This is a genomic window from Aeromonas sp. 602396 (genome assembly GCF_049173735.1).
GTDB lineage: Bacteria > Pseudomonadota > Gammaproteobacteria > Enterobacterales > Aeromonadaceae > Aeromonas > Aeromonas veronii_A.
The window spans coordinates 134,474-150,599 of record NZ_JAAKSD010000009.1; the positions used below are offsets into that span (position 1 = coordinate 134,474).

The 16,126-nt window shown below is 59.6% G+C and carries 17 protein-coding genes; 10 read left to right on the forward strand and 7 right to left on the reverse strand.

Translation table 11 applies throughout. The features are described from left to right. Positions 1-84 precede the first annotated feature (84 nt). Complete coding sequence (locus tag G5229_RS12595) at positions 85-735, forward strand: Qnr family pentapeptide repeat protein (protein ID WP_421209227.1); 651 nt, start codon at positions 85-87, stop codon at positions 733-735. Positions 736-867: 132 nt separating this feature from the next. Here the strand turns inward: G5229_RS12595 and envC are convergent, their stop codons facing one another. Continuing rightward, complete coding sequence (envC, locus tag G5229_RS12600; RefSeq protein ID WP_421209228.1) at positions 868-2,220, reverse strand: murein hydrolase activator EnvC; 1,353 nt, start codon at positions 2,218-2,220, stop codon at positions 868-870. 9 nt (positions 2,221-2,229) lie between these two features. Next, positions 2,230-3,759 carry a 2,3-bisphosphoglycerate-independent phosphoglycerate mutase gene (gpmM, locus tag G5229_RS12605; RefSeq protein WP_005356867.1) on the reverse strand — a complete coding sequence of 510 codons (1,530 nt, stop codon included), beginning with the start codon at positions 3,757-3,759 and terminating at the stop codon, positions 2,230-2,232. A 246-nt stretch (positions 3,760-4,005) separates the two neighbouring features. Here gpmM and G5229_RS12610 point away from each other — a divergent pair, with 246 nt between their 5' ends. Genes G5229_RS12610 through gpsA form a run of 3 tightly spaced genes read left to right on the forward strand, consistent with a single transcriptional unit; the run spans position 4,006 to position 5,965 of the window. Continuing rightward, positions 4,006-4,437, forward strand: a complete 432-nt coding sequence (locus tag G5229_RS12610) for a rhodanese-like domain-containing protein (protein WP_005340640.1) — start codon at positions 4,006-4,008, stop codon at positions 4,435-4,437. Positions 4,438-4,487: 50 nt separating this feature from the next. Further along, the gene (secB, locus tag G5229_RS12615; protein ID WP_042054222.1) at positions 4,488-4,958 is read left to right on the forward strand and encodes a protein-export chaperone SecB; all 471 of its coding nucleotides are present in this window, start codon (positions 4,488-4,490) and stop codon (positions 4,956-4,958) included. A 2-nt stretch (positions 4,959-4,960) separates the two neighbouring features. Then, the gene (gene gpsA / locus G5229_RS12620; protein ID WP_236767761.1) at positions 4,961-5,965 is read left to right on the forward strand and encodes an NAD(P)H-dependent glycerol-3-phosphate dehydrogenase; all 1,005 of its coding nucleotides are present in this window, start codon (positions 4,961-4,963) and stop codon (positions 5,963-5,965) included. 69 nt (positions 5,966-6,034) lie between these two features. Here gpsA and nfuA read toward each other — a convergent pair whose 3' ends face one another. Then, positions 6,035-6,613: a Fe-S biogenesis protein NfuA gene (nfuA, locus tag G5229_RS12625; protein ID WP_421209229.1), complete on the reverse strand. Its 579-nt coding sequence runs from the start codon at positions 6,611-6,613 to the stop codon at positions 6,035-6,037. 80 nt (positions 6,614-6,693) lie between these two features. Beyond that, positions 6,694-7,422, reverse strand: a complete 729-nt coding sequence (locus G5229_RS12630) for a ComF family protein (RefSeq protein ID WP_421209230.1) — start codon at positions 7,420-7,422, stop codon at positions 6,694-6,696. Between the two features lie 38 nt (positions 7,423-7,460). On the opposite strand from G5229_RS12630, the gene bioH reads away from it, so the two are divergent. The 4 genes from bioH to G5229_RS12650 all read left to right on the forward strand — a co-directional run bounded on the left by bioH (position 7,461) and on the right by G5229_RS12650 (position 9,663). Next, a complete protein-coding gene (gene bioH / locus G5229_RS12635; protein ID WP_421209231.1) occupies positions 7,461-8,225 on the forward strand; it encodes a pimeloyl-ACP methyl ester esterase BioH in 765 nt (254 codons plus the stop codon). Positions 8,226-8,296: 71 nt separating this feature from the next. Continuing rightward, entirely contained in the window at positions 8,297-8,530 is a 234-nt protein-coding gene (locus tag G5229_RS12640; protein WP_042054219.1) for a flagellar hook protein FlgE, read from the forward strand. A gap of 1 nt (position 8,531) precedes the next feature. Further along, on the forward strand, positions 8,532-9,299 hold the full coding sequence (locus G5229_RS12645) for a putative metalloprotease CJM1_0395 family protein (RefSeq protein WP_279476717.1): 768 nt from the start codon (positions 8,532-8,534) through the stop codon (positions 9,297-9,299). Positions 9,300-9,384: 85 nt separating this feature from the next. Further along, positions 9,385-9,663, forward strand: a complete 279-nt coding sequence (locus G5229_RS12650; RefSeq protein WP_005355353.1) for a hypothetical protein — start codon at positions 9,385-9,387, stop codon at positions 9,661-9,663. Positions 9,664-9,733: 70 nt separating this feature from the next. Here G5229_RS12650 and G5229_RS12655 read toward each other — a convergent pair whose 3' ends face one another. Together G5229_RS12655 and greB are read right to left on the reverse strand one after the other, a co-directional pair. After that, positions 9,734-12,043, reverse strand: a complete 2,310-nt coding sequence (locus G5229_RS12655; protein WP_421209232.1) for a Tex family protein — start codon at positions 12,041-12,043, stop codon at positions 9,734-9,736. A gap of 190 nt (positions 12,044-12,233) precedes the next feature. Continuing rightward, positions 12,234-12,707, reverse strand: coding sequence for a transcription elongation factor GreB (gene greB / locus G5229_RS12660; RefSeq protein WP_005355349.1), 474 nt, complete (start codon positions 12,705-12,707; stop codon positions 12,234-12,236). A 247-nt stretch (positions 12,708-12,954) separates the two neighbouring features. Between greB and ompR the strand changes: the two genes are divergently transcribed. Together ompR and envZ are read left to right on the forward strand one after the other, a co-directional pair. After that, a complete protein-coding gene (gene ompR, locus G5229_RS12665; RefSeq protein ID WP_005340625.1) occupies positions 12,955-13,677 on the forward strand; it encodes a two-component system response regulator OmpR in 723 nt (240 codons plus the stop codon). Further along, positions 13,674-14,984 (forward strand): two-component system sensor histidine kinase EnvZ, encoded by a 1,311-nt coding sequence (gene envZ, locus G5229_RS12670; protein WP_227341576.1) that lies wholly within the window; start codon positions 13,674-13,676, stop codon positions 14,982-14,984. The genes ompR and envZ overlap by 4 nt, the downstream gene beginning before the upstream one ends. Positions 14,985-15,021: 37 nt before the next feature. Here the strand turns inward: envZ and G5229_RS12675 are convergent, their stop codons facing one another. Further along, on the reverse strand, positions 15,022-15,936 hold the full coding sequence (locus G5229_RS12675) for a DMT family transporter (RefSeq protein ID WP_227341575.1): 915 nt from the start codon (positions 15,934-15,936) through the stop codon (positions 15,022-15,024). Between the last annotated feature and the right edge of the window lie 190 nt (positions 15,937-16,126).

The window sequence follows — 16,126 nt, forward strand, 5'->3', positions numbered from 1 at the left end:
TGTCCAGCGTGGATGTTACATGTAACATTACCGTTTTTGGCGGATAAAGTCAGCATATGAAGCCGTTTTTGCAGGAGTTTTCCGATGATCAGAGGCAAGCAGTTCGTGGATGTCCGGTTCGAGCAACAGGATGTGGAGGGGGAGCAGTTCTTGGAGTGCCGCTTTATCGGCTGCGACTTCTCCTGGCTGGATTTGAGCGATAGCCGCTTCATCGACTGCAGCTTCTACGATCGGGAGAGTGAACGGGGCTGCCTGTTGCAGGGTTGCGATCTGCGCGAGGCCAGCTTCCTGCGCTGCGATCTCACCATGGCCGATTGCAGCCGCAGCCAGTGTCTGGGGTTGGAGATGCGCGACTGTCAGGCGGTCGGTATCAACTTCAGCCATGCCAGCTTCGCCAACCAGATCACCGCCAAAAGCTACTTCTGCGAGGCCCATCTGACCGGCAACAACTTCAGCTATGCCAGCTTCGAGGGTTGTCTGCTGGAGAAGTGCGAGCTGACCGGCAACCGCTGGCAGGGGGCCAACCTGTTTGGTGCCTCGCTGGCGGGTTCCGATCTCAGCGGCTCCGAGTTTGGCCAGATTGACTGGACCAGCTTCAAGCTGCAGGGCTGCGATCTGCGCCAGTGCGATCTGCAAGGGCTGGATCTGCGTCGGGTCGATCTGCAAGGGGTGCAGATCAACGAGGATCAGCAGCAGACACTGCTGGAGCAGATCGGTCTGGTTGTCTTCCCCTGAGCCGAGTGAAAAATTAGGTAATTTTTCATCAAATTAAGCCGACAGTGGGGAGGGCGCTCCTGAAACGACAAAAGCCTGCGTGATGCAGGCTTTTGCTAGTGAGCGTGTGATGCGTTTGTCGGCCGGGTTGACTCAACCCTTGGCCAGCCATTTGGTTGGGTTGATGGCCTCGCCCTGATAGCGAATTTCGAAATAGAGGCCCGGTCTGTCCTGACCGCCACTGTCACCGACCAGCGCCACCGGCTCACCCTGTTCCACGTTCTGGCCAACTTGGCGCAGCAGCGACTGATTGTGACCGTAGAGGCTCATATAGCCTTTGCCGTGGTCGATCACCAGCAGCATACCGAAGCCGTCGAGCCAGTCGGCGTAGACCACTTGTCCCGGCGCGACCGCCTTGACCTGGGTCCCTTCGCTGGCGCCGATCAGGGTGCCTTTCCACTTGAGCTGGGCGGTGCGCGGCGAACCGTAGGAGATGAGGATCGGCCCCTGTACCGGCCAGCGCAGGCTGCCATTGGTCTTGAGACCACTGTAGTGACCGGCACTGCTGATGCCCGAGCCGCGCTCCGGTTTGCTGCTGGCCACCTCTTCGGCAGGTTCTGCCGGTTTGACGGTTTTGTTCTGCTGAGCGGCGAGTCGTTGTTGCTCGGCGCGGCGCTGTTCGGCCAGCTTGCGCTGACGCTCCTGCTCTGCTTTCAGCTTGGCCAGCCGTTCCCGCTCGGCCCGTTCACGGCGCTCCTGCTCTTCCCGCTGGCGGCGCAGCTCTTCCAGCCGGGCTTTCAGCGCCTTCTCCGCCTTGACCAGCTGGGTCAGCTTCTGCTCGTCATCCTGTACCGACTGCTGCAACTGGTTGCGCACCTTGGCCCGGCTCTGCTGGCTGGCCAGCAGGGTCTGGTGATGTTCCTGCTGTTCGGCAAGCAGGGTCTGCAGTCTGGTTTCGGTCTCTTTGGTGGCCTGCTGGTTTTTCGCCAGCTTGTCACGGGTGGCGCGCAGGGCGTCTATGGCCTCGATGCGGGCCTTGTTGAGGTAGTCGTAGTAGTCGAGTGAGCGGCTCAGTTTGGCCGGATCCTGCTGATTGAGCAGCAGTTTGAGGTAGTCGTGGTTGCCCGCCTGAAAGGCGCTCTCCGCCTGTTTGGCCAGCAACTGCTTTTGATGTTTGGCTTGAACTTCCAGTGCCAGCTTGTCTTTTTGCAGGGTCGCCAGCTTCTGCTGGTTCTGCTTCAACTGCTGTCTGGTCTGGTTGAGTTTGGCAGCGGCGGCCGAGATGGCCTGCTCGTCAGCCTTGAGCTGGGTATTGAGCTTGGCAAGCTCCTGCTTGCTGAGCTTGATGGTCTTCTGTTGCTCTTTGATCTGGGACTGCATGGTGCCCAGCTGCTGATTGGCGGCCAAAGCCGATTTGCTGGCGCCAAACAACAGGCAAAAAAACAGCGCGCCGGCCAACAGGCCGACGCGACTGGTTTTCTGTGAAATAATTTCGCATCCCCGCATGGGGAAGGATTATTTCAGAATCATCAGGGGCTTGCCAGTCATTTCCGGCGGCACCGGCAGACCCATCAGGGTCAGCATGGTGGGGGCCAGATCGGACAGTTTGCCACCTTCAACTACCTCGGCTTTGCGACCGAAATAGATGAGCGGAACCGGCAGATTGGTGTGGGCGGTGTGGGCCTGACCAGTCTCTTCGTCCAGCATCTTCTCGGCGTTACCGTGGTCGGCAGTGATCAGGCACTCGCCACCCACTTCGGCCAGGGCGTCGGTGACGCGGCCGATGCAGTGGTCAACGGCTTCACACGCTTTGACGGCGGCATCGAACACACCGGTGTGACCAACCATGTCGCCATTCGGGTAGTTACAGATGATGACGTCGTACTTGCCGCTCTTGATGGCCGCAACCAGCTTGTCGGTCAGCTCTTCGGAGCTCATCTCCGGCTGCAGGTCATAGGTCGCCACTTTCGGGCTGGCCACGATCTCGCGATCTTCGCCGGTGAAGCAGGACTCTTCGCCACCGTTGAAGAAGAAGGTAACGTGAGCATACTTCTCTGTTTCGGAGATACGCAGCTGGGTCTTGCCCTGCTTGGCCAGCCACTCACCCAGGGTGTTGACCAGAGCGGTCGGCGGGTAGGCACAGGCAGTTTTGATGTCGGCCGCGTATTCGGTCAGCATCACGAAGTTCAGCTTCGGCTCGACTGCACGGGCGAAGCCGGTGAAGTCGGTGTCAACGAAGGCGCGGGTGATTTCACGGGCACGGTCGGCACGGAAGTTCATGAAAATCAGCGCATCGCCATCTTCCATCGGGGCAGCTTCGCCGATGCGGGTTGCTTTGACGAACTCGTCGTTCTCGTCGCGGGCATAGGCGGCAGCCAGCGCTTCGGTGGCGCTCTCGGCGGTGAACTCGCCCTTGCCCTGGGTCATCAGGTCATAGGCTTGCTGCACGCGATCCCAGCGGTTGTCACGGTCCATGGCGAAGTAACGACCGATCATGGAAGCGAAACGACCTTTGCCCAGCTTGGCGAACAGGGCGTCGAACAGCTCGATGGAGGACTGGGCGGAGCGCGGCGGAACGTCGCGGCCATCCAGGAAGGCGTGCAGGTAGATCTTCTCGGCGCCACGCTTGGCAGCCATTTCGATCATGCCCATGATGTGCTCTTCGTGGCTGTGTACGCCACCCGGGGACATCAGGCCCATGATGTGAACGGCTTTGCCGTTGGTCACGGCAGCGTCAACAGCCTTGGCCAGCTCGACGTTCTGGAAGAATTCGCCGTCCTGGATGTCTTTGGAGATGCGGGTCAGCTCCTGATAGACGATGCGACCGGCACCGATGTTGACGTGGCCTACTTCAGAGTTGCCCATCTGGCCATCCGGCAGACCGACGTCCAGACCGGAGCCGGAGATCAGGGTGCTGGTGTAGTCACGGGCCAGACGATCGAGGTTGGGAGTCTTGGCGGCAGCGACGGCGTTGTGCTCTTGCTTGGTGCTGTAGCCCCAACCGTCCATGATGACCAGAACCAAAGGTTTCTTAGCTGTTGACATAAGACTATGTCCTCTCGGATTGGAAAAAATGCGGGAAATGAAACTAGCGTAATATTACTACATCTGCCGAAATAGTCACCTGATAGCCAAGGGGCGCTCCTGCTGCCCCGCAAGCCACGCCCTTCCTGCCATGATCGATGCCCAATGAGGATGGGAGCCTGCTCGCGCTTTGCCGCCAAGATGGCTGATCTTATCAATACCCCCATGTATACTCGGGCCCTTGTCTTGGTCCCTGGATAGTAGAAGATGCAAGAGTATTTGGATTTTGCGGCCCGTAACCCGCTGCTGACCGCAGCCTGGTTGGGTCTGGCTGGCACCCTGGTTTACACCACTGTGCGTGCCCGTTTGTCCCCGGTAAAAACCGTCAACAACCACACCGCGACCCTGCTGATCAACCGCGAGAATGCCACCGTGGTGGATATTCGCAGTCAGGAAGAGTATGCCAAGGGCCATCTGGCCGGTGCCCAGCACCTGCCGCTGACCCAGATCCAGAGCAATAATCTGGGCCCGGTTGAAAAGCATAAAGATGCCCCCATCATAGTGGTGTGCGAGTCGGGAATGACTGCGGGCGGCGCGGGCCGTCAGCTGAGCAAAGCTGGCTTCAAGCAGGTTTATGTGCTCGGCGGTGGCATGGCCCAATGGCGTGCAGAAAATCTGCCGGTAACCAAGAAACGCTGATTTAAGCAGGGCCTGAGCCCACTTATCCATATAACAAGGAATCAAACGAAATGGCTGACGAGATCAACAACCAGGAAGTACAACCGGAATTCCACATCCAGCGTGTTTACACCAAGGATGTCTCTTTCGAAGCGCCGAACACCCCGCACATCTTCCAGAAAGAGTGGCAGCCGGACGTCAAGCTGGATATGGATACCAAGACCAACATCCTGGCTGAGAGCGTGTACGAGGTTGTTCTGACCCTGACCGTGACTTGCAAACTGGAAACCGAAACTGCCTTCCTGTGCGAAGTACAGCAAGCCGGTATCTTCACTATCGGTAACCTGCCGGAGCCGCAACTGGCTCACTGCCTGGCTGCCTTCTGCCCGAACATCCTGTTCCCGTATGCCCGCGAAGCCGTGGCCAACATGGTGAGCAAGGGTTCCTTCCCGCAGCTGAACCTGGCACCGGTCAACTTCGATGCCCTGTTTGCCCAGCACATGGCGCAAGCTCAGGCCCAGCAGGCGACTGCGGAAGCCTGATAATGGCTGACCAGATCGCTATCTCGGTCTTGGGGGCGGGGTCTTATGGCTCCGCCCTTGCCATTTCTCTGGCGCGCAACGGTCATCCGACCCTGCTGTGGGGTCACGACCCCACCCATGTCGCCGAGCTGGAACAAGACCGCTGCAACAAGGCATTTTTGCCTGATGTCCCTTTTCCCGCCGATCTGCAGCTGACTGCGGATCTGCAACGTGCGGTACAGGCTGCCCCCGTGCTGCTGCTGGTCGTGCCAAGCCATGTATTTGGCGATGTGCTGACCCGGATCAAGCCCTTCCTGCGCCCTGATACCCGTATCGCATGGGCCACCAAGGGTCTGGAGCCGGACAGTGGCCGTCTGCTGCAGGATGTGGCTCGTGAAGTGCTGGGTGACGAGATACCGCTGGCGGTGATCTCCGGCCCCACCTTCGCCAAGGAGCTGGCTGCCGGTCTGCCGACCGCCATCTCTGTCGCCTCGACTCACGATGAGTTTGCCGACGATCTCTCCCATCTACTGCACTGTGGCCGCTCCTTCCGGGTCTATACCAATCCGGACTTCGTCGGTCTGCAGCTGGGTGGGGCGGTGAAGAACGTCATCGCCATCGGTGCCGGTCTCTCCGACGGGCTCGGGTTTGGCGCCAATGCCAGAACCGCGCTCATCACCCGGGGTCTGGTGGAGATGCAGCGTCTGGGTGCGGCGCTGGGTGCCGATGCCAAAACCTTTATGGGGATGGCGGGGCTCGGGGATCTGGTGCTCACCTGTACCGACAACCAGTCGCGCAACCGTCGCTTCGGGCTGGCCCTCGGGGCTGGCAAGGATGTGAACACCGCCATGACCGAGATCGGTCAGGTGGTGGAGGGGTATCGCAACACCAAAGAGGTGCATCTGCTGGCGGCCCGCTGCGGCGTCGAGATGCCCATCTGCGAGCAGATCTTCAAGGTGCTCTACGAGGGTAAGAACCCGAAAGAGGCGGCCATCGCCCTGCTGTCGCGAGACAAGAAGGACGAGTAATCTGCCGATTGCCCATGCAAAAGGCCCCGCCGGATGGCGGGGCCTTTTCTTTGCTGCAAGGGCTGCAAATCAGTAGTAGGAGTGGTCGCCGCGTTGGTGCTCGGTGGCGTCTTTCACGCCGTTGAGCTCACCCGGGAACTTCTCCAGCAGCTGCTTCTCGATCCCCTCTTTAAGGGTGTAATCGACCATGGAGCAACCGTTGCAACCACCACCAAACTGCAGGATGGCCAGTTTGTCTTCAGTCAGCTCGACTAGGGTGACCTTGCCACCGTGACCGGCCAGCATAGGGTTCACTTCGGACATCAACACGTACTCGATGCGCTCGATCAGCGGCGCGTCGTCGGCCACTTTACGCATCTTGGCGTTCGGTGCTTTCAGGGTGAGCTGGGAGCCCATCTGATCGGTCACGAAGTCGATGGTGGCATCCACCAGGAAGGGGGCGCTCAGGGGATCGACCATGCAGTCGAAGCCGCTGAAGGGCAGGTGTTGATCTTCCGGGTCCACGGCATCGGGCGGGCAATACGATACGCCACACTCGGCATTCTGGGTTCCCGGATTGACCACAAACACCCGGATATTGGTGTCATCAGGCTGTTTTTCCAGCAGTTTACGGAAATGGGCCTGGGCGGCGTCGGAAATGCTGATCATCACTATCCTCATAAACCTGAGTGTACGACTAGGGTATTCATGATAACGCGGTTATTAATGCTTGGGTAGCATGCCGATGGCTACTTGCTGTGCCGCAGGGTACGACAGATTGCCCACACTTCCACCTTTGTGATGCCGCTCTCATGGAGCAAACGGCTGAGCTGACCGGCGGTGGCGCCTGTGGTCACGACGTCATCGAGCAGGGCGACATGGCGATAGTGGTGGGGGCGGATCCGGAATGCCCCGCGCAGATTGCGCCGCCGCTGCCCGGCGTTCAGGGTTGTTTGTTGCGGGGTCGACTTGATGCGCTGCAGTAGGGTGTTGTCGCAGGGAATGTCGGTGAACTCGCCAAGGGCTTGTGCGATCTCCTCCGCCTGATTGAACCCACGCCGCCATTGCCGCCACCAGTGCAGGGGAACCGGAATGATCGCCTCCGGCGGCTCGCAGCCATCCAGATGATCGGCCAAGAGGCGTGCCAGTAGCGGTGCCAGCAGGATCTGACCGGAATATTTGAGCCGGGGGATCAGCATGGGGTAGGGGGCCCGGTAGTCGCCAATCACCTGCAACCGCTCCCAGGGGGGAGGTCTGCGCTGGCAGCGACCACAGACCGGTATGCTCTCTTCTATACAGGCAGCCAGCGGTGCGGCGCAGAGGCGGCATCTTGGCTCTGATTGATGCAACGCCTGCCGACACCAGCTGCAGAGCAGGGGCTCGTTGTCGCAAGGCTGATGGCAGAGCAGGCAACTCCCTTGCCAGTCACCGTGGCTGCCGAGCAGCGGGCTTGCTTTAGCGAGCAGTCGCTTTAACATGCTGACCCCAAGAGCATGAACAGGGATCTTGAGTCTAGATGAGCATATCGGTAGAGCAGTTTGGCCAGGGGCCCGATCTGGTGCTGTTGCACGGTTGGGGGATGAACGGCGCGGTCTGGCATGGCATTGCCCAACAGTTGGCGTCCCACTATCGGGTTCATCTGGTGGATTTGCCCGGCTTTGGCAACAGCCTGCTGGCAGACGAGGTGGATTATAGCCTGCCCTGGCTTGCCGAGCAGGTGGCTGCTATCTTGCCGCAGAATTGCCATCTGCTTGGCTGGTCGCTCGGCGGTCTGGTGGCAAGCCAGTTGGCGCTGACTCATCCCGATCGGTTGCACTCCCTGATCACGGTAGCCAGCTCTCCCTGCTTTATGGCGCGGGACGAGTGGCCCGGAATTGCCCCCAAGGTGCTGACCGGTTTCAACCAGATGCTGGCGGGGGATTTTCGCCAGACCATAGAGCGCTTTCTGGCGATCCAAGCAATGGGCAGTGAACATGCCCGGGACGATATCCGTCAGTTGCGCCACTGGCTGGCCGAGCGGCCGGCGCCCGAGTTTGCCGCACTCGAGGCCGGACTGAGGCTGTTGGCCGAGATTGATCTGCGCGAACCGCTGCTGGAGCTGGAGCTGCCCTGGTTGCGGATCTATGGGCGACTGGATTCATTGGTACCCAAGGCGGCCATTCCCCTGCTGGATGATCTCTATCCTGCCAGCCGCAGCGTGACCCTCAATAAGGCCTCACACGCACCTTTTATCTCCCACCCTGACGAATTCATTGAAATCGTTCGAGATTTTGTTGGATAAAAAATAGTCAGCAAGCTTCATTAATCCTCTGGTCTGGCGGATAATTAAGCTGTGACCAGAGGAGTAACATCATGCGTATTGATTCTGCTTTCAACAGCGGGGTACAGGGATTTCAGCGAGCCGAGCAGATTGCCGACAAGGCATCCAATCAGATCGCCCGTCTCAACACCCCCAGCGGGGATCAGGTGCAAGTGACCGATGAGCTCGTCAATCTCAAGGTGGCCGAGCTGCAGGCTGGCGCTTCCGCCAAGGTAGTGCAGACCGCCAGCGATATGATGGGAACCCTGATCGACATCCGGGTGTGAGATGAACATCAATGTCAGTCTGCCTCCGCTTATCCCGACACAGCTGCAACCCCAGGTGGAAGCGGCGAGGACGGATAATCGCCGGGCAGAACTGATCCCGCAGGCCCGGGCGGGCCAAGCCTCCGTTGCCGAATCCGAAGTCGGCTCCCAGAAAGAGAAATCCAAAGCCGGTCAGGCCTCCAGCAATCAGACCTCCCAGAACAGCCGTGAAACCGGGCAATTAGCGCCGACGACACTGCCAGACAATCGCTTTGTCGAGGCCACCGGTGAGGATGGGCAGCGCAAGCAGCAAGATCCCAAACAGCAGGAGCAGCAACAGCGGCAAGAGCAGCAGGTTCAGGATCTTGTCGAGCGTGACAAGGAGGTGCGTACTCACGAGCAGGCTCACCAGTCTGCGGGTGGAGAGTACGCCAGCTCGCCCACCTATCAGTTTACGCAAGGGCCGGATGGCAAGCGTTATGCTACGGGTGGCGAAGTCCAGATCGATACCAGTGTCGTACCCGGTGACCCTGCGGCTACCATCGCCAAGATGCAGCAGATCCGCTCTGCAGCGCTGGCGCCTGCCGAGCCTTCCGCGCAGGATTTGGCCGTTGCACGCAGCGCCGCCGCGAGTGAAGCCAAGGCGCGCAAAGAGCTGATGGCCGAGCAGAGCGCGAAATCGGGCGGTGTGCTGAGTGCCTATATGGACAAGCGCAACAGCGTCATCGCGGGCCACTATCAACAGGCTGTCAGCCCGGCTTCTACCCAGTCCCTCAGTCTGCATATCTGAATCACCCTCGCCAAACTTTCAGCTGCTTTGCCTGTTTTGCAACTAACCTGAAGATCAGGCCCATTCCAATTTCACAGGAGCTGTCATGCATTTCGATGAAGTCAAAGCGGAAGATTTCACCACCTTCTCCCGTGTACCGCCCCCCCACCTGCAGATGGAGCAGTTTCTGATGCAGCTCGGAGGAGGAGGAACTGAAGGAACCAGTTTCAAGAAGAAAGTGATGCTGGCGGCTGGCTGGAGCCACACCGGCGTCGTCTCTTACGGCAAGTATCCGCAAGAGGCCTGCAAGGCATTCAACCGACTGCGGGAGGTGCTGGCCCAGCATGGAGAGCCCGAGAGCATACTTGCTGCCCTGACGCAGTAATCCTGAGCTTCGCGCGTAAAAAAGCCCCTTGCGGGGCTTTTTGCATTTAGAGACGTTCCGGACGGTGTCGTTACTTTTTCGCTTTGGAGAGCGCTGCCGCGAAGGCGTTGCCCATGGCACCACCCATAGGGGGGCTTTGGCGCGGCTCATTTCTTGGCTTGGCGTTGCCAGCACTGCTGTTGCGCGCTTCAGCCGACTTGCGGGCAGCTTGTCCCGCTTTCTCGTCGAGGCGCATGGTCAGGCTGATCCGCTTGCGCGAGGCGTCCACTTCCAGCACCTTGACCCGCACAATGTCGCCCGCCTTGACCACCTCGCGGGGATCCTTGACGAAACGGTCGGTCAGGGAGGAGATATGCACCAGCCCGTCCTGATGAACACCGATATCGACGAAGGCGCCGAAGTTGGTGACGTTGGTGACCACCCCTTCTAGTACCATCTCTGGCACCAGGTCGCTGATCTGCTCCACCCCTTCCTTGAAGGTCGCGGTTTTGAACTCGGGGCGCGGGTCGCGGCCCGGCTTGTCCAGCTCGCCGATGATGTCGGTGACGGTAGGTACGCCGAATTGCTCATCGGTGTAATCGGCCGGTTTCAGGCTGCGCAGCAGGCTGCTGTTGCCGAGCAGACTCTCCACGGTCTGCTCCAGCTTGGCGAGGATCCGCTCCACCACTGGATAGGACTCGGGGTGCACCGCCGAGCTGTCGAGGGGATTGCTGCCGCCGCGAATGCGCAGGAAGCCGGCGCACTGTTCGAAGGCTTTTGGGCCGAGTCGGCTCACTTTCAGCAATTGCTGACGGCTCTTGAATGCGCCGTGCTCATCCCGGTAGGCGACGATGTTCTGGGCCAGCGTCTGGGAGAGGCCGGAAACCCGGTTGAGCAGGGCGACCGAGGCGGTATTCACATCCACACCGACCGCGTTCACGCAATCCTCGACCACCGCATCCAGCCGACGGGCCAGCTGGCTCTGGCCGACGTCGTGCTGATACTGGCCCACCCCGATACTCTTGGGATCGATCTTGACCAGCTCGGCCAGCGGGTCTTGCAGGCGGCGGGCGATGGAGACGGCGCCACGGATCGAGACGTCGAGATCCGGGAACTCCTGAGAGGCAAGCTCGGAGGCGGAGTAGACAGAGGCTCCTGCTTCGCTCACCACTATCTTCTGCGCCTTGGCGGCGGGGTAGCGCTCGAACAGGTCGTTCACCAGCCGGTCGGTCTCCCGCGAGGCGGTGCCGTTGCCGATGCTGATGAGCTCGACCTTGTGTTTCTGGCACAGCTCGCTCAGGGTCTTGAGGCTCTGATCAATCTGCCGTTTTGGTTCGAACGGATAGATGGTGGCGTGATCGACCAGCTTGCCGGTGGCATCCACCACGGCAACCTTGACGCCGGTGCGGATGCCCGGATCCAGCCCCATGGTGCAGCGCATGCCCGCCGGGGCCGCCATCAGCAGATCCTTGAGGTTCATGGCGAACACCTTGATCGCTTCCTCCTCTGCCGACTCGCGGATACGGCCGATCAGCTCAGTCTCCATCTGAAGCGACAACTTGATCTTCCAGGTCCAGCTCACCACCCCTTGCAGCCACTTGTCGGCCGGGCGGTTCTGCAGGTTGAGCTTGAGGTGGTGGGTAATGATCCCTTCGCAGGGGCTAGCACTCTCGTCGTCACCGGTGACCAGCGCCAGATTGAGGATCCCTTCATTGCGGCCGCGCAGCATGGCCAGCACCCGGTGGGAGGGGGCCTTGTGCAGTGGTTCGTCGTGTTCGAAATAGTCCTTGAACTTGGCCCCTTCCTGCTCCTTGCCTGCCACCACGCGGGCGCGCAGGGTGGCATTTTGCCACAGGTAGTCGCGCAGCTTCTCCAGCAGGTCGGCCTGCTCGGCGAAGCGCTCCATCAGGATATAGCGGGCGCCGTCGAGGGCTGCCTTGCTGTCGGCAATGCCCTGTTCGGGATTGAGGAAGGTGGCTGCAGCTTGCTCGGGATCCTGCATCGGGTCGCTGAGCAGCAGGTTGGCCAGCGGCTCCAACCCGGCTTCGATCGCCATCTGCCCCTTGGTGCGGCGCTTGGGCTTGTAGGGGAGATAGAGGTCTTCCAGTCGGGTCTTGCTGTCGGCGCCATTCAATTCGCGGGCCAGCTCGGGGGTCAGTTTGCCCTGCTCTTCGATGGAGCGAATGATCACCTGACGGCGATCTTCCAGTTCACGCAGATAGCCGAGGCGGCTTTCCAGAGTACGCAGCTGGCTGTCGTCCAGACCGCCGGTCACCTCTTTACGGTAACGGGCGATAAAGGGCACGGTCGAGCCTTCATCCAGCAGGCGTACTGCGGCCTGCACCTGCTCCGGGCGAGCATTGAGCTCACCGGCAATCTGTCTCTCTATGGTTTGCATCATGATGTTGTTGAGGGCCTCTGTGGTCGAGTCCGCGCCATCAGGCGCCAAGTGTGAGCACTATATGGGGTCGTGTTGCGGGATGCCACCCTGCGCCGGGGTCTGCACCCGTCAGACTGATAAGTCGCAGGGGAGAGCGTTTATCTTGCCATTACACCTGTGACTCTGGATGTGCCTGTGGCAAGCAGTCCGGCTACTTGGGGTAGCTGATCTCGTTGATATACCAGCAGACGTCACCAACTGGCGTACGGACGATGGCCTCATCACCGACCTCTTTCTTGAGCAGGGCGCGGGCCATGGGGGAGTCGATGGAGATGTAATCCTTGCGCTCGAAGATCTCGTCATAGCCGACGATGCGAAAGCGCTTGGTCTCGCCCTCTTCGTTTTCCACCTCGACCCAGGCACCGAAGAAGACCTTGCCCTCCTGCGCGGGGGCATAGTCGACGATCCCCAGCTCTTCGAGACATTTGCGCAGGTAACGCACCCGCCGATCGATCTCCCGCAGTCGCTTCTTGTTGTACTGGTAGTCGGCATTTTCGCTGCGATCCCCCAGGCTGGCGGCCCATGCCACCTTTCTGGTGACCTCGGGGCGCTCCTGACGCCAGAGGAAATCGAGCTCTTCTTTCAGCTTGTTGTAGCCTTCGCGGGTGATCAGCTTTGTCTTCATGGTGATGCGGACCTGGTCAAAGAGGGGTAATCATCGCTAACTGCTCGGGAATATTAGCTTTTGTCCTCCTTCTGTCGAGAGAAATTGCGCCAGCTTGGCGGGAGCCATTCAGCGGTACTGGTCTGGAGGAGGGCTTGACGGCCGTCACGCTCTGATCATGGGTAATAACCGGTAACATATTTATGCTTTTCTCCCGCGATATCCCCCCCTAGTATGGTGGGCAGCGAAAGAATGAAGAGGCAAAGCAATGAGTCAGCAGCAATACAAGGTCCTGGTCGTGGACGATGACCTGAAATTACGTTCCCTGTTGGAACGCTATCTCACCGAGCAGGGATTCGTGGTGCGCGGCGTGGCTAATGGCGAACAGGCCGATCGCTTGCTGACTCGTGAAAACTTCAGCCTGATGGTGCTTGACCTGATGTTGCCGGGGGAGGATGGGCTCTCCATCTGTCGTCGTCTGCGGGAAGCTGGCAACCAAATCCCGGTGCTGATGCTCACTGCCAAGGGGGATGAAGTGGATCGCATCGTCGGGCTCGAGATGGGAGCCGATGACTATCTGCCCAAGCCATTTAATCCCCGTGAACTGCTGGCGCGGATCCGAGCTGTGCTGCGCCGCCATACTGTCGAGTTGCCAGGGGCTCCCTCTGCTGCAGAGAAGGTGGTCAACTTCGGAGCCTTCCAACTCAATCTGGCTACCCGTGAGCTTAGCCGGGATGGTGAGCCGATGGCGCTCACCAGCGGTGAATTTGCGGTGCTCAAGGTGCTGGTCAGCCATCCGCGCGAGCCGCTCTCCCGCGACAAGCTGATGAATCTGGCCCGTGGCCGCGAATACACCGCCACCGAACGCAGCATCGATGTTCAGGTTTCCCGCTTGCGCCGCCTGCTGGAGCAGGATCCGGCCCAGCCCCGCTATCTACAGACCGTCTGGGGTCTGGGGTATGTGTTTGTACCAGATGGTGACGGTGCATGAAAAAGGTCGGCAGCATGTTCTCGCGCATGCTCTGGTTCCTGGCCGCCGTTCTGGTGGTCTATCAAGCGGTCTCCTATGTCACCTTCTACAACTATCTGCTGGCACCCACCGTCAAACAGATCAGTCACCTGCTGGCCAATCAGGTCAAGCTGATCTTTCCGGTCAATACCGAGCAGCTGGCGTTGAGTGAAGATGCCGAGGCGCTGGTCTATGTGACGACCGGTACCGACATCTATACCCAGAGCGAGGCGGTGCAGCATGGCTTCAACGATGCCAAGCCGTACCCCTATCTGGAGGAGAACATAAGCCGCGAACTGGGTGGCCCGGCCAAGGTGCGGGTCGAGATCCAGGATCACTACATCATCTGGATCCAGCCGCCACAGGCCAGCAAAATCTGGGTGCGGATCCCGCTGACCGAGATTGAAGATGACGATATCGAACCCCTCATCATCTATCTGAGCGTGCTGCTGGTGATCACCCTGTTTGCTGCCTGGCGCTTTGCACGCCAGTTGGTTCGTCCGCTCGAGGATCTCGAGGCTGGCGCGGTTGCCGTGGCCAGAGGACATTTCCCCGAGGCGCTGGGGGAGCTGGGGTCACGGGAGGTACGCCGTCTGACCCGCACCTTCAACCATATGTCCCACTCCATCAAGAGCCTGATCGAAGAGCGTAACCTGATGATGGCGGGGGTTTCCCATGACCTGCGAACCCCGCTGACCCGTATCCGGCTGGCTACCGAGATGATGTCCTCCGGTGACGAATATCTCAAGGAGAGCATCAACTCAGATATTGATGAGTCCAATGCCATCATCGATCAGTTCATCGATTACATCCGCCCGGATGAGGGGCAGGCTCCGGTACCTGTCGATCTGACCCAGCTGGTGCACGATACCCTGTTGATCTATTCGGAGCAGGGGCTGGACGTCGATCTGGCGCTGCCACAAGAGGCAGTGCGGGTGGCCTGCAATCCGGTTAGTATCCGGCGGGTGTTGAACAACCTATCAAGCAACTCGCAGCGTTATGGGGCGAGCCGCTTGTATGCCGAGTTGAAGGACGACGGGCACTGGGTGCGCCTGCGCCTATCCGATGATGGCCCCGGTATTCCGGAGCAGGACTACTCCCGGGTGCTCAAGCCGTTTACTCAGGGGAATGTGGCGCGGACCGTTGGCGGCAGTGGCTTGGGGTTGGCCATCGTGGCCAAGATAGTCGCCCAGCACCACGGCACTATCCGGCTGGGAAGCTCGGATCTCGGCGGCCTGCTGGTCGAGATACGGCTGCCGAAACATCAGCCACAGGAGTGGATGGATTGAGAGAAGGGCGTATCCGTGGATACGCCCTTCTGCATGGTCAGCTCTTGGTTTCGACTGATGCACGATAGCGTTTACCGTACTTGAGCTGCTGGATCAGCAGGGCGGCAACGATGAGCGCCAACCCGATGGGGGTGGCCGGATGGATGGTTTCGCCGATCAACAGGTTGAGCAGCACCAGTGAGGCAAACGGCGAGATAAAGATGAGGTTGCTGATGGGGGCCGTGTTGGTGGCATGGCGCAGCGCCATCAGCCAGAGCACGAAACCGAAGCCCATTTCGAACAGTCCCACATAGATGGCACCAGCCCATCCCTGCCAGGCGGTCATGGCAAAATCGGAGAGCAACCAGGTCGCAACGACGATAAAGGGCAGGCTGATCATAAAGCCGAGCAACAGGCTGACGATGGGATCCCCCTGATTGCGGGTGTTGAGGATCCAGTAGCTGGCCCAGATGAGGGTCGAGACCAGTGCCAGCGTCACGCCGAGGGGGTTGTCGAACTGCAGGCCGAATACATCCCCTCTGGTAGCGATCACCAGTGCGCCAAAATATCCCAACACGATGGCGACGCCATCGCGCCGACGCAGCTTCTGGCCGAGAAAGGGGACGGCAAGCAGACTGAGAGTGATAGCCCAAGTGTAGTTGAGGGTCTGTGCCTGCTGGGCAGGCAGCAGGTCATACGCCTTGAACAGCAACAAGTAATAGAGAAAGGGGTTCAGCACACCCAGAGTCAAGTAGTAGAAAGGGCGGGCCTTGATGTAGCTCCCCAGCAGCGGCAGTTTGCCCTGTTTGGCGACGACGGCTGTCAGCGTGAGAGTTGAGGTGAAGGCGGCCACAAGCAACAGTTGCACGGGTTCGAAATAGGCGAGGGAGATCTTGAAGGCTGTGGCGACCGTCGACCAGAGGGCAACGGCGCAAAGGCCATACTGATAGGCTTTCTTTTGATCTTTGAGCATGGGATGTCGTTCCACTGACGGAGGCAAGCGCACAGTCTACCAGTCTGCTTGTAACATTGTCGTTACCTGGGTGTTGGCAGCAGAGTGCGTTGCCGCAGGCGAGATCCATCTGTTACATAAAACTGCGCATAATCTGTTCGCTTTCCCTTGCGCAAATTTGAAAAATCCGTATAATCCCCTCCGCTTACCC